Source organism: Streptomyces sp. NPDC090108 (genome assembly GCF_044747185.1).
GTDB lineage: Bacteria > Actinomycetota > Actinomycetes > Streptomycetales > Streptomycetaceae > Streptomyces.
The window spans coordinates 818,982-831,720 of sequence record NZ_JBIVDQ010000003.1 but is presented as its reverse complement, the minus strand read 5'-3'; the positions used below and the strand labels follow the sequence as shown (position 1 = coordinate 831,720).

9 protein-coding genes and 3 pseudogenes are annotated in these 12,739 nt (G+C 67.1%); 6 read left to right on the top strand and 6 right to left on the bottom strand.

Annotated elements, in window-relative coordinates:
* Positions 1-141 precede the first annotated feature (141 nt).
* Positions 142-453, top strand: a pseudogene (locus tag ACIPRD_RS13865) (LysR substrate-binding domain-containing protein); the annotation flags it as partial.
* A 145-nt stretch (positions 454-598) separates the two neighbouring features.
* Positions 599-829, top strand: a complete 231-nt coding sequence (locus ACIPRD_RS13860; RefSeq protein WP_401563205.1) for a hypothetical protein — start codon at positions 599-601, stop codon at positions 827-829.
* A 75-nt stretch (positions 830-904) separates the two neighbouring features.
* Here the strand turns inward: ACIPRD_RS13860 and ACIPRD_RS13855 are convergent, their stop codons facing one another.
* Complete coding sequence (locus ACIPRD_RS13855) at positions 905-1,267, bottom strand: hypothetical protein (protein ID WP_401562871.1); 363 nt, start codon at positions 1,265-1,267, stop codon at positions 905-907.
* Between the two features lie 1,108 nt (positions 1,268-2,375).
* Positions 2,376-2,837: a hypothetical protein gene (locus ACIPRD_RS13850; RefSeq protein WP_401562869.1), complete on the bottom strand. Its 462-nt coding sequence runs from the start codon at positions 2,835-2,837 to the stop codon at positions 2,376-2,378.
* A gap of 298 nt (positions 2,838-3,135) precedes the next feature.
* Between ACIPRD_RS13850 and ACIPRD_RS13845 the strand changes: the two genes are divergently transcribed.
* The gene (locus ACIPRD_RS13845; RefSeq protein ID WP_401562867.1) at positions 3,136-3,732 is read left to right on the top strand and encodes a cadmium resistance transporter; all 597 of its coding nucleotides are present in this window, start codon (positions 3,136-3,138) and stop codon (positions 3,730-3,732) included.
* 3 nt (positions 3,733-3,735) lie between these two features.
* On the opposite strand, the pseudogene ACIPRD_RS13840 reads toward ACIPRD_RS13845, so the two are convergent.
* The 3 genes and pseudogenes from ACIPRD_RS13840 to ACIPRD_RS13830 form a co-directional block, all read right to left on the bottom strand.
* Positions 3,736-4,085 (bottom strand): annotated as a pseudogene (locus ACIPRD_RS13840) (transposase); the annotation flags it as partial.
* A 152-nt stretch (positions 4,086-4,237) separates the two neighbouring features.
* Entirely contained in the window at positions 4,238-4,720 is a 483-nt protein-coding gene (locus ACIPRD_RS13835) for a DUF4265 domain-containing protein (protein ID WP_401562865.1), read from the bottom strand.
* A gap of 153 nt (positions 4,721-4,873) precedes the next feature.
* A complete protein-coding gene (locus ACIPRD_RS13830) occupies positions 4,874-5,332 on the bottom strand; it encodes a hypothetical protein (RefSeq protein WP_401562863.1) in 459 nt (152 codons plus the stop codon).
* A 99-nt stretch (positions 5,333-5,431) separates the two neighbouring features.
* On the opposite strand from ACIPRD_RS13830, the pseudogene ACIPRD_RS13825 reads away from it, so the two are divergent.
* Together ACIPRD_RS13825 and ACIPRD_RS13820 are read left to right on the top strand one after the other, a co-directional pair.
* A pseudogene (locus ACIPRD_RS13825) lies at positions 5,432-6,239 on the top strand (IS5 family transposase).
* Positions 6,240-6,867: 628 nt separating this feature from the next.
* Positions 6,868-7,248, top strand: a complete 381-nt coding sequence (locus tag ACIPRD_RS13820; RefSeq protein ID WP_356411583.1) for a hypothetical protein — start codon at positions 6,868-6,870, stop codon at positions 7,246-7,248.
* Here the strand turns inward: ACIPRD_RS13820 and ACIPRD_RS13815 are convergent.
* Positions 7,238-8,137 carry an IS5 family transposase gene (locus ACIPRD_RS13815; protein WP_401562861.1) on the bottom strand — a complete coding sequence of 300 codons (900 nt, stop codon included), beginning with the start codon at positions 8,135-8,137 and terminating at the stop codon, positions 7,238-7,240. The two genes, ACIPRD_RS13820 and ACIPRD_RS13815, sit on opposite strands and share 11 nt — an antisense overlap.
* 271 nt (positions 8,138-8,408) lie before the next feature.
* Between ACIPRD_RS13815 and ACIPRD_RS13810 the strand changes: the two genes are divergently transcribed.
* Positions 8,409-12,710, top strand: coding sequence for a LamG-like jellyroll fold domain-containing protein (locus ACIPRD_RS13810; protein ID WP_401563185.1), 4,302 nt, complete (start codon positions 8,409-8,411; stop codon positions 12,708-12,710).
* Positions 12,711-12,739: the final 29 nt, after the last annotated feature.

The following is a 12,739-nucleotide window of genomic DNA, read 5'->3' as shown; positions in this document are numbered from 1 at the left end:
CACCACCGGCCGGGTCAGCCAAGTGATCAAAAACTCGAGCGGCGGATCGGTGGAGCGCTGTTCGAGCGGACCAGCAGAACCGTCCGGCTCACGCCGATCGGGCGGCAGCTGGCCGACGACCTGGTGCCCCTGGTCGCCGCCATGGAGGACGCGCTGCGCAGAGCCGCCGACGCCGGCCGCGGTGTCACGGGAGAGCTGCGGGTCGCCCTCCTCGGCGAATGGACGGCGCCTGCGCTACTGGAAGTGGTCGCTCTGTTCAGCGACCGGCACCCCGACTGCCGGGTCGACGTGCGGCAGGCCGAACTGGCCAACGCGCGCGCGGGCCTGGTCGACGGCTCGGTGGACGTCCTCATCGCCTCGTTCCCGTTCGGCGGCATGGCCTGCGGGCCGGTCCTCCTGACGGAGGAGCGGATGCTGGCCGTAGCCGCCGGGCATCCGCTCACCGGGGAAGAATCGGTGTCCGTGGAAGTCCTCGCGGATCACCCTGTGGTGCAGTACCCGGCGGTGACCTCGGCGGCGTTCAAGCGCGACCGCACCCCGGACCGACCCCGTCGGGCAGACCGGTTCCGGCAGGCCCGGCCGGGCGTCACTCTCCGAGATGCTCACACTGATCGCGATGGGCAGGGGCGTCCTCCCGGTCGGAGAACACGCCCGCTGCTACCACCCGCGCCCGGACATCTCCTACGTGCCGTTGCGCGACACGGAGCCCATCCGTCGGGGCCTGATCCGGCGTCCCGACAACACCACCGAGCACGTACGGGAGTTCGTGCGTGCTGCTGCGGACATCGCCGCCGAGAACAACACAACCTCGCCGGTCCGACGGCAATGAACTTGAACCCGTGTGTCGGTCGGCGCGTGGTGACGGTGTCAGAGCCCGAGACCGCAGGCTGTTGCCGGCTCGGGTTCAGGACGATGGCTGTAGCCAGCGCCGCGCCGCGGCGAGACTCACCTCGATGTCGTCGCTCCATGAGCAGACCTCCAGCCAGGAGAGGTAGCCGCCTTGCGCGAAGACCAGGACCTCGCCAGGGCACTCGCCAGTTTCGGTGAACAGCTGTACGTCGGCAGCCACGACGGTGCCAGGGCCCGTTGGCGCGGGCTCCACCGCTTCGGCGTCAAGGTCGAAGTAGGCAGTACCGCAACCGCAGTCGCAGCGGGATTGCACCCTGAGTTGGGGCACCTGCCGTCGGAGGACCACGTGAACGGGCTCGTCCGGGTTCAGGACGAGGTCAAGCACGTCGGCTACGTCCTCGGGCAGGCTGTCGGTCATGCCGCCACCGTAACTGACCAGCAGCTTGGGGCTTCGTCCGATTTCGGTCCGTCGAACCGACGCTCATAGGTCCAGGGCCAGGTCGGGTTCCGGCGAGGCAGCCGGCGATGGCCTCCGGTCGGTACTGCAGCATCTTCGGTTCGCGCTTCGCGGCGCGGGTGATCTGGCCGAGGTCGGCCGCAGCGAGGTTGCCGATGCCACGCTCGACCAGCGACCAGCGACCAGACGCCCTCGGCCGGGTTGAGGTCCGGTGCGTGCGTAGCTCAGCCGAGGCCGCCGGCCCGGCTTGTAGCAGGCCATACCCACCATCTGCACGCGCCCTGAGCCCCCGGCCCCTCACTCTCACGACCGGGGTCTGGCCGATCCGGCCCCAGGTCTTGGCGCGCGGCGCGAGTCATCGACTGCCCGGTCTCGTCCGCGCTCCGCCGCGGCGCTCCTCACCCGCGGCCAGGTCTCCTTCTTCCACACCTCGACCGCTTTGTCATCGCGCTCGATCGCGCGCCTGGTGGGCTGCTGCCCGCTTCAGCCGTGGCGCTTCAGCAGCCGCCAGGCATGGCCGACGCACCGAGCGGCCGCGTTCCACCCTGACCTCGGTCGGCCCTGCCCTGGCCGGCCAGGGCAGGGCCCGCCTGGCTGGCACTGCCGTGCTCGGCATGTCCATCAGCCGGCGTACGGTCTTGCGCCTGGTCGAAGCGCTACCCGAGCCGGGGGTACCGACGCCGCGAGTGGTCGGCGTCGACGAGTACGCCACCCGCAAGGGCCGCCACTACGGCTCTGCCCTGGTGGACGTCGAAACACGCCGCCCGATCGCGATGTCCTGCCTGATCGAGAAGCATCGAGCCTGGCCGTCTGGCTCGCCAAGCGGCCCAGTGTCGAGGTCGTCTGCCGGGACCGGACACCGTTCTTCCGGCAGGACGACCTGCCCCGCCTCCATACCCTGGCTGCCGGCATCGCCGAGACCGTGACGCCGTCATCGCCGGCCTCACTCTGCCCTGGACCTCCGGAGTGGTCGACGGCCATGTCAACCGGATCAAGATGCTCAGACGCCAGATGTTAGGCCCCGCCGGCTTCGATCTCCTACGCAAGCGAGTCCTGCTGGCGTGACGGCCTATACCGGCTCCTCGTACACGTCGATCTCGGCGGGCGCACGAGCAAGTACCGGTTCGAGGTGCCTCTCCGTGGCGGCGAACCACTCATCGAGGTCCGCATCGGCGTCGTGGAAGAACCAGGAACCGAAGCTCCCCAGGGCATGCAGGACGGGTGCGCACTCGTAGCGAAGTTCGCAGTGAACCTGTACGTAGTGCTCGTGCTCACCCTCGTCGTCACTGATGTCGAACTGCCGCGTGAGGTCCACAGTGAACATCGGTCGTCCGCTGAAAGAGTACGTGCCGTACTGGAAGAGCAAGCCGTCTGAGTCGGGTGTGGGCGCGGTGGCAAAGCGCTGCCGCGCAAAGCGCATGAAGGCCGGCAATGCAGCCCGAGTGGTCAACTCGGCCTTCGTCGATGGCTCGACCTCCAGCTCGGCACGCAGGACAGCAAGGGCTTCCTCTATCCGCGGCAGGTCGTCCACGCCAGCTCCTCGGTTCGTGAATCAGCACCCTAACCTCGCAGGTCTGGATCAAATCCAGCCCTGACCAGCGAGGCTGCTACCTCCCGACGGCAACGCTCAGTCACTGCCGCACGGAACCTGAGCCAGAACCCGACTTTGGGCGAAAGTTGTTCACTACTTCGGGAGGCAGCCCGACGCTGTCGTGCTCGACGTTCATGAGACGCAGCAGCACTGAGGTCTCGCTCCCGGCGAGAGGCGGTAGTCGGGCTCCCGGTAGCGTCACCGGGACACTCGCGCTGAAGGAAGATGGACACAACCCGTGAACGTGGGCATCATCGGCCAGGCCGTCGGACTGTTCGCCGTCACCAACATCGACGACATCCTGATCCTGTCCCTGTTCTTCGCTCAGGGCACCGGACGCTCCGGCTCCGCCCGCCGGATTGTCATCGGCCAGTACGTCGGGTTCGCCGCCATCCTGGCCGCCGCCGTCGCCGCTGCGTTCGGCGCGACCTTCCTGCCCGAGTCGGCTGTCCCTTACCTCGGCCTGCTGCCTCTCGCCCTCGGGCTCAAGGCGGCCTGGCGGGCATGGAAGCACCGCGACGACGAGGACGACCCGCAGGAGACGACGGAGGGCGGACCGAAGGCCCTGGAAGTCGCTGCCGTCACCTTCGCCAACGGCGGCGACAACATCGGCGTCTACGTTCCCGTCTTCGCCACCGCCGGCGTCGCCGGTATGAGCGTCTACGTGATCGTCTTCCTGGCCCTGGTGGCCGTCTGGTGCCTCGCGGGCCGCTTCTTCGCCACCCGCCCCGTCATCGCCAAGGCCCTCAGCCGATGGGGGCACATCCTGCTCCCCGTCGTCCTGACCGCCATCGGCCTGCTCATCCTCATCGAAGGTGGTGCCTTCGGCCTGTGAGCACCAGGTGCTGTCCGCGATCACCGTCGTCCCGGCTGCCGCGGCAGGCAGATCCGACTCGCGCCAGACATGGGCGTCGGCCTTGTCGCTGGGTGCCGGCCGGGCCGAAGCCACCACGAGGCGGGTGTCGGCATCGATGACGACCTGCACGTTCGCGGAGAATCGGTAGTTGCGGCTCGAGGCTGCGATCTTCCGGTCACGGACCGGGATCAGCGTGCCGTCCACGATCCACAGGCATTCGGCGTCCGCGCTCGGCCGCGGCGCCGGTTCCGGCCCAGCAGCGGGCTAAGCCGCTTGACGACCCGGCAGACAGCGGCCGGAAAGACCCCGAAGAACGGGGCGAGCTGCCGCAGATCTGCCTGGTCCGGAGCAACGATCCGCAGATCCGGTTCGAACCCGTCGGTGCCATGCCCGTCATGTGGAACGGCGACGACTGGCTCGACGCAAACCGCCACGGAGGCAAGGTACCGGAGCATCGGAGTGCAGACGTCCGCTGCGGCAGTCCTTACCCCGTAGCCCTCCAAGCAGCGGTGACGCACCCTTCTTCCCAGTGCCACCAATCCTTCGCCTCACCGTGCTCCAGGAGCTCGCGGATCCGCTGCAGGTCCGCCTGCGGCGGGACATCGAACGCCACCATCCCGTACCGCTCGATTCCTTCGCCCGTCGTGCCCAGCCTGTGGAAGCTCTCCAGGACGCATTGCCTGGCAGCAGCTGATCCGCTGTCCTTCAACACGATCAGCCGGATCGTGCAGTGATCCGAGGCTCGGACCGTCTCTCCTGCCCAGAGGAGACCGTCGCTGTCGAGCTCCACCTTGATGATGTCCCCGCTGGCAACTCCACGTACGAACCACGGCGTGTTGTCCAACCGCACCGTTCCGCCGCCTAGATCCATCGCCCACAGGCTCTCGACGCTCGCCGGCGGCCAGCCGTCCTCGTCCATGTCCATTCGGAAGTGGACCTTCACGTGGTCGTCACTGATGTTCGTCACCGAACCATCTTCCTTGTTGCACCGCAGGCGCCCGCTTCTGCCCCCGAGAGGGAAGGCTCGCCTGGGCTCTCCAGAACCCAGGGTCCCGTGGCCCGGCATGCCATCGGATGAAGCGGTCTGCTGCAGTCTCGAAAGCGTCGGCCAGCGAAGGGATCAAGCCGGTTTGTCGCCATCGTCGCGGAGCTCGGTCATCGCAAGTCGTGCCTCTGCGCGCACGGCGACATCGGGATGGTCAAGGAACGGCTCGACCGACCGTCGTGCCCGCTTGTCGTGCGTTGCCGACAGGCTGAACAGCACGTACTCCAACAGCAGAGGCTCGAAGGTGTCGATATTGACAGCCAGCGGTTCGAGAGCCGCGTATGGCAGTTCGTACGGAATTCCGGCCTCCGAGACGGCATGCAGGGCCGACTCGCGGACCGCATAGTCCACGTCCGACACAGCCCTCTGCACGAGCCAACCGACGACCCGCTCAGCGTCGGCCTGAATCAAGTAGCCCGACTCCAAGAGATCGCCCAAGTCGTCGGCCCAGAACTCTTGCTGACGTGAGTCAGCGCGATCTAGCTCGGCCCATGCCGTCTCAAGCTGATCCAGCCGTTGTCGGTACTCGTCCACAGAGTGGATCCTAGACACCCGGTCGTGGGCTCTCACGCCGATCGCTACGTCGTCGTAGACGCCATTTCAGTTGGCGTGATCGTGCGGCAGTCTGGGGTGATGACTGCTGCGCTTGTCGAGCGGATGGCGCCGGAAGAGCTGTGGACGCTGTTCCAACGAGTGGTGCCGCCGTCCTCGGTGCGCCCGCAGGGCGGAGGGCACCGTCGGCGAGGGGACCGCGAGGTGCTGGCCGCGATCGTGTTCGTGGCCCCCTCGGGCTGCACGTGGACCAACTCCCGCCAGGGTTCGGGCTGTCGGGCGTCACTGCCTTCCGGCGGTTCACCGAGTGGACCGAGGCCAAAATATAAACCAAGCTCCACCGCCTGGTCCTGGACGAACTCGGCGCCCGGGGCGAGCTCGACTGGTCCCGGTGCGCGATCGACTCCGTCAGCGTCCGGGCCCTGAAAGGGGGCAGCTGACAGGACCGAATCCGACCGACCGCGGCAAGAAGGGATCGAAAATCCACCTCCTCGTGGACCGCCAGGGCTTACCCCTGTCGGTCGGCATCTCCGCCGCCAACCTGCACGACAGCCAGGCCCTCATCCCGCTCGTCGGCGTAATTCCACCCATCCGTTCCCGTCGCGGCCCGCGACGCCGCAGGCCGGGCAAGCTGCATGGCGACAAGGGCTACGACTACCGCTTCCTGCGGCGATGGCTCGCTTCCCGCGGCATCCGACACCGTCTCGCTCGCAAGGGCGTCGAGTCGTCCCAGCGCCTGGGCCGGCACCGATGGGTCGTGGAGCGGACCGTGTCCTGGCTGTCCGGCTGCCGACACCTCCACCGCCGCTACGAGCGCAAGCCGGAACGCTTCCTCGCCTTCACCGCCATCGCGGCGACCCTCATATGTCACCGCAGGCTCACCAAATGAAATGGCGTCTAAACACAGGCAGCACGGCATGAAATCCAGGGCATCGCGCGGCCGGACGGAACCCCCTCCGGTTCTCGTGAGAGGTCGTGACGACCCGAGTGCGCGCGTCGACGTAGTCGATGTCCTGCAGTCGGATCTCGCAGCGTCTTTGAGCTCCAGCAGCGTGGGCTGGGTGGAGGTGTCGTAGCCCTCCATGCCGGCGAACCGGTTGAGGGCCGCCTCTGGGAGATTTCCTTTCCGACGGCGGCCCGGGCCGCGTACATCGAAGAACTACAGTTCGCCGAGTTGCCCAACTATTGGGCGTTGTGCTGGCGGTGGTCTTCATTCCGGTGGAGTTGTCCCCCGAAGTTTGTGCACCTCGGCCGCGGCTACCTGGTTGCCGCCGGAGTCCGGCCCCGACGGCCCTCACCCCCTTCTTTTCTTGCTGACGCCTCGCAACCGCCCGCTCGGGTGGCCGTTGCGCTCTGGGAACGGAGTGTCGGCTGCCTGTTTGGCGAGAGGCCACGATTGCGTGATCTAAGACCGCGTTTGAGATCTGCCACAGAGCCGCGGACCCGACCGCGGCGGAAGTGCCAGCGGGGCGATCTCCCTTGGTGATCGGTACGATCGGTGGGTTGGAGGGGATGTGATGTTGCAGGTTCTGTACAGCGGGGAAACGAAAGAGCTCGCGCTTTCCGGAACGCGTCAAGGACTGCTGGCGTTCGGACAGTTGCTGCGGGGGAAGGCCGGAAGCTTTGATCTCTCGGAGAACCCGTGCCCCTCTCCCTACGAGAGGGCGCTGTCGGAGATCGCGTTTCGGGAGGATCCGGAGCGGGCCACCGTTTCGATCGTCACGGAAGCCCAGGTCCTGAGTATCAAGGGAGGGCGGGAAGCTCTCGACCTCCTCGCCGACAACATTGAGGGCTTCGCATCCGAGGCGGGTGCAGGCGATCATAGCCACGTCGACTCCCCGACATACGACTACATCGCGCCAGAGTCGGACCCGCTGGTGATCGCGTTCATGCAGTGAGCCACGAGCCCTCGGCCGCAACGCGGTCGAGCCTGTGGGCCTCAGTGCGGGAGAGCGATCTTGGGCCTGGTCGGGTTGCCGGTCGGCCTCGGGTAAGGCGGCGGACCATGACGCCGATCATGGCCCATCGAATCATCGTCTCGGAGTGGGCCGGGCTGGTCTCGTAGTCCCGGGCGAGCCGCCGGTGGGCGGTAAGCCACGCGAAGGTGCGCTCTACCGCCCACCGCTTGGGCTGGACCTGGAAACCGCGCTGGCCAGGGGTCTTGCGGACGATCTCCAGATCGCGGCCGAGGATCTGTGCGACCCACTCGACCAAGCGGCCGGCGAAGCCCTGGTCGGCCCAGACCTTCCGGACACCGGGATGGTCAAGCCTGGTCCACAGCAACGACCTCTTCGCGCCGTCGCGGTCCTGGACGCTCGCCGCGACGACATGGACGGCCAGCAGCAGTCCGAGAGTGTCGGTGACGATGAACCGCTTGCGGCCCTTCACCTTCTTGCCCGCATCGAATCCCCTGGTCGCAGCGGGGACGGTGTCAGCGGTGCGGATGGACTGCGAGTCGATCAGGCCCGCGCTCGGCTCCGCGTCGCGGCCGTCGGCCTCGCGGACCTGGCCGCACAGGGCGTCATGGATACGCTCCACGGTGCCGTCGTCGTGCCACCACGTGAAGTACCAGTACACCGTTGGCCACGGAGCGAAGTCCTTCGGCAACTGCCGCCAGGCACACCCCGTCCGCACCACGTAGAAGATCGCATCCACGATCCGCCGCCGCGGGTGCTTCTCCCGCCGACCACCCTTCGGACCCACCCGCGCTGGCGGCAGCAACGGCTCCACCAGCGCCCACTGCCCATCCGTCAGGTCCGACGGATATCCACCCCCAGCACCGCTCACAGAGGGTTCAACGACCGCCTTGGCAAAGGGAGACGGTAGATCTCAAACACGGTCTAAGGGCTCGGTCAAGGAGTCGTATCGAATGTGCAAAACAAGCCAACTGGGTCGGAAGGGCCTCGGTTGGCCGGGAAGTTCGTTGACGGCGGTGACCGGAGCCGGATTTGATCTTGCATTCGTGAAGATCTCGTAAGCTCCGATCCGGGGGCTCGAACACGAGGGGGCGTGTCTGTTGGGCAGACGCATCCGGAGTAGAACGCTGCTGTTGACCGTAGTGGCGGCGGTGGTGATGGGGGCGGTGCAACCCCTGGCTGGCGGCAGCCCGGCGCTGGCGCTGTCGCAATCGGCGAGCGCGGCATCGATGAAATCCGGCGCGCAGTCGACAGGCAAGGCCGTGCGGTCGCAGAGTGCGGCACTAGCAAGAGCGCGGTCGACCGGCGAGAACGTCGAGATCACCACACTGCGCAACGAATCGGAGGAGGTGTACGCCACTCCGGACGGAAAGCTGGAGTCGGTGCAGCACCTGCGGCCAGTGCGCGCGCGGGTCGACGGCGCGTGGGCGAATATCGACAACACCCTGGTCCGGGGGGACGATGACAGGCTTGCGCCGAAGGCTGCGGCTGTGGACCTGACCTTCTCAGGTGGCGGCAACGGTTCGCTGGTGGAGCTTGAGCGGGCCGGGCGCACACTGGCGTTCGAGTGGCCTCAGACGCTGCCTGTGCCGGTGCTGGACGGAGACACCGCGACCTACCGCGACGTGCTGCCCGATGTCGACCTGCAGGTGCGCTCCGACACTGACGGCTTCTCGGAGCTGCTGGTGGTGCGCACCGCGGAGGCCGCGAAGAACCCGGCGCTGGCGGAGCTGAAGCTGGGCTTCGACACCTCGGGGCTGACCCTGAAAGAATCCGGGGGCGGAGGGCTGGAGGCGCGTGACGCGAGCGCTGGCGGCGTGGTTTTCCAGGCCGCCAAGCCGATCATGTGGGACTCCGCGAGCGTCGGTGCCCCGACGACTGCCGCGATGAAGCGGAACTCAGCAGCCGACACGGACTCCCCGGCCCCCGCTCCCGCCAGGGCGGCGGACGAGGGTCCTGGAGACGCCGCGAAGGTGGCCCCGATCGGCGTGGACGTGGACGCGGAAGCCGGTGAGCTGCGCCTTACCCCAGACATCAATCTGCTGTCCGACCCGAAGGCGCAATTCCCGATCTACATCGACCCACAGACCTTCGCTCCCAAGGCGGGGGAGTGGACGATGGTCTCCAAGTACTGGGCGGACTCGCCGCAGTGGCGCTTCAACGGCAGTTCGGATGCGGGTGTCGGCTACTGCGAGTGGTACTACTGCGCGCCGTATGACACCAAGCGGTTGTTCTACAAAGTCCCCACCTCGAAGTTCGCGGGTAAGACGATCATCAGCGCGGAGTTCGTGGCCGACGAGACCTGGTCGGCCTCGTGCGATGGCCGGTCCGTCGAGTTGTGGCGGACCAAAAACTTCGGTTCCTCAACCACATGGAACAGCTCGAAGGACAACTGGCTCGACAAGCTGGACAGTCGGGACGTCGCCAAGGGCTTCAGCTCCTCTTGCCCCGGCGGAACCGTGGAGTTCGACGCAACGGCCGGAGTCAAGTACGCCGCCGCGCACGACGACGCGTACACCTCATTCGGCCTGCGCGCCGGAAGCGAGAGCGACCCCTATGGCTGGAAGCGCTTCAGCGACGACGCGTACCTGCGGGTGAAGTACAACCGCCCGCCTTCGCAGATCTCGATGTCGCAGCTGGCCATGGACCCGGGCGGATCGTGCAAGAAGTCGGAGAAGAAAGCGTACGTCCGCTCGCAGCCGAAGGTCGTCGCGAGCAATGTGACCGACCCCGACGGCGACCAGGTGAGCGTCCAGTTCCAAGCCGCCTGGGACACCGGTGACGGCAAGGGCCTGATCGCGCGTTGGACCTCGGCGAAGAGCACGCCCAAGAAGTCCGGCTCCAACAACTTCTCGATCACCCTTCCCTCCTCCGTCCCCAAGGGCAAGACCGTGGCGTGGTCCGTACGCGCCGTGGACTATGAAGACGGCAAGTACTACAGCTACTCGCCGTGGTCCTGGTCGGGCGACGCGACTTCGTGCTACTTCGTCTACGACACCTCCGTGCCGGCCGGCCCGACGATCGTCTCGGGCGATTACCCGGCCTCGGATCCGTCCGATCCCGATGACCCCTGGTACGACGGAGTGGGCAAGTACGGCAGCTTCACCTTCGAGGTGCCCGACACCGACGTCACCAAGTACTGGTTCGGCATCAACGCCGACCCCTCCTCCGACAACGAGCTGGTCACCACCAGTGGCGGCGTGCAGACCATGAAGTTCCGGCCCACCCGTTCGGGGCTGAACTGGGTCACCGCCCAGGCCTTCGACAACGCGGGCAACGGCAGCGAGATCCGCACCTACCAGTTCCGGGTCTCCGCCGGGCAACCCGCCCGTGCCCAGTGGAAGCTGGACGAGCCTGCCGGAGCCGCGCAGGCGGAGGGAATCTCGGGCACTCGTACCCTCGATCTCAAGGGCGGACCGACCCTGGGCGCGGAGGGCACCGTCGGCACCGCCGCGTCTTTCGACGGGACGGACGACTACATGCAGTCGGACATCCCGACGGTGGACGCCTCGGCCGGATTCTCCGTGTCGGCCTGGGCGAAGCTGTCGCGCATGCCGTCCGGTGCCGCGGTCATCGCCGCCCAGCCGGGTAACCACGCGCCGGGCTTCGAGCTGTACTACTCCAAGACCTATGACCGATGGGCCTTCAACCAGTACTCCGCCGACACGGCGACGGCGACCCCTATCCGGGTCATGCAGGCTGCAGCCGGGGGAGTCAAGGCCAACGAGTGGGTGCACCTCGTGGGCACCTACACCACCGCGGGCGACGCACTCACCCTCTACGTCAACGGCGTCGCCGTAGGCACCACTGCCTACTCCACCCCGTGGGACGCCCGCCGTGGTCTCCAGATCGGCGCGGGATCGTACGACGGCGCTCCGGGTTCCTTCTTCCCTGGCGTCATCGACGACGTGCGTCTCTTCGACAAGCCACTGAGTGTTACGGAGGTCGGCAGGCTGTACAACAAGCAGCCGCTCGGCGCAGGCCGCCCGGCCCTGGCGGCCTTCCCGCTGGACGAACAGCCGCTCCAGGACGATGGCACCGCGACCACTCAGGTGCATGGCCGGGGCGATGTGAAGCCCGCGGTGTTCCAGGGAGGCGTGAAGTCCGGCGACAGCGGTGTCGACGGCAAGGCCCTGACCCTCGACGGTGTCAATGACTACGCCACCACCGGCGGCCCGATGCTGAACAATCAGCGCAGCTTCTCCGTCGCCGCCTGGGCGAAACTTCCGACAGTCAAGCCCACCAAGCCGGCAGTCATTGCCACCCAGATGGGCGCGGTGAGGCCAGGTTTCGAGTTGTACTACTCGCCCACCTACGGCTGGACGTTCAACAACTACTCCGCCGACACCGCTGACGGGACCCCCGTGCGTGCCGCGCAGGGTGATCCCGCCATGGCGCCGGGCGGCACATGGACGCAGGTAGTGGGCTCCTACGATGCCGTGACCGACGACCTGCGACTGTACGTGCAGGGCAGATGGGTGGCCACCACCAAGTGGTCCACGCCCTTCTACGCGGGAGGCGCTGTACAGATCGGCGCCAGCATCGACAGCGGGGCGCAGGTCAGTTTCTTCCCCGGCCAGATCGACGACGTGCAGCTATACGACCGGGCGCTGTCCGCCCCGGAGATCGCTGAGCTGTACAAGGCTCGGCCATTGGTGAAGGGACGCTGGAAGCTGGACACGGCGATCGGCACTCCGTCCGTCTCTTCGGATGACATGCCCACGGTGGCCGACCAGCACGCGCTCACCCTCGGCGGAAATGCCAAGGTCGACACCTCCGGAAGCAGCAACTATGTCGGCACCGGCGGCCTGCTGCTCGACGGCAACGGAGACTATGCGGCGACGGCCGGCTCACCTGTGCACACCAACACCGGCTTCACAGTCGGGGCCTGGGTGACCACCGCAGCACGACCTCAGCAGCCGGTTACGGTGCTGAGCCAGGCGGGCGTCAACAACAGCGGCTTCATCGTCCGCTACCTGCCCGATCCGCCGCCTGCCGGTGAGACCGAGTCGATCAGCGGCCGCTGGCAGCTGGTCATGGCCGGCGCCGACTCGACCAGCGCCGCGACGGTGTCCGCCGAGCACACCAACTTCCAGAACAACACGTCCTGGAACCATGTGGCCGTCGTCTACGACGCCTTCACCGACCAGATGAGCCTGTATGTGGACGGCGAGCGCAGGCAGACCCTGTGCGCGGACGACGACAATGACGGCAACCCCGACGATGCCACCTGCACCGAAAAAGTCTCCTGGAACTCCAACGTGACCGCCTTCGACGCCACCAAGGGGCTGCAGCTCGGACGCGTCAAGACGGGCACAAGCACCTGGGGCGAGTACTGGCCCGGGGCGATCGACGACGTCTGGGCGATGGAGGGCGTGGCCACGGACAGGCAGATCGCCGCTCTGGCCAATGGCGTCGAACTGGCCACCAACCCCGGACCGTAGTTGTAGTTCCAGGCAAGTTGACCTCTTCG

Coding starts and splice junctions, on each gene's coding strand:
- ACIPRD_RS13860 (WP_401563205.1), top strand. CDS start 599: ATGCTCACACTGATCGCGATGGGCAGGGGCGTCCTCCCGGTCGGAGAA.
- ACIPRD_RS13855 (WP_401562871.1), bottom strand. CDS start 1,267: ATGACCGACAGCCTGCCCGAGGACGTAGCCGACGTGCTTGACCTCGTC.
- ACIPRD_RS13820 (WP_356411583.1), top strand. CDS start 6,868: ATGTTGCAGGTTCTGTACAGCGGGGAAACGAAAGAGCTCGCGCTTTCC.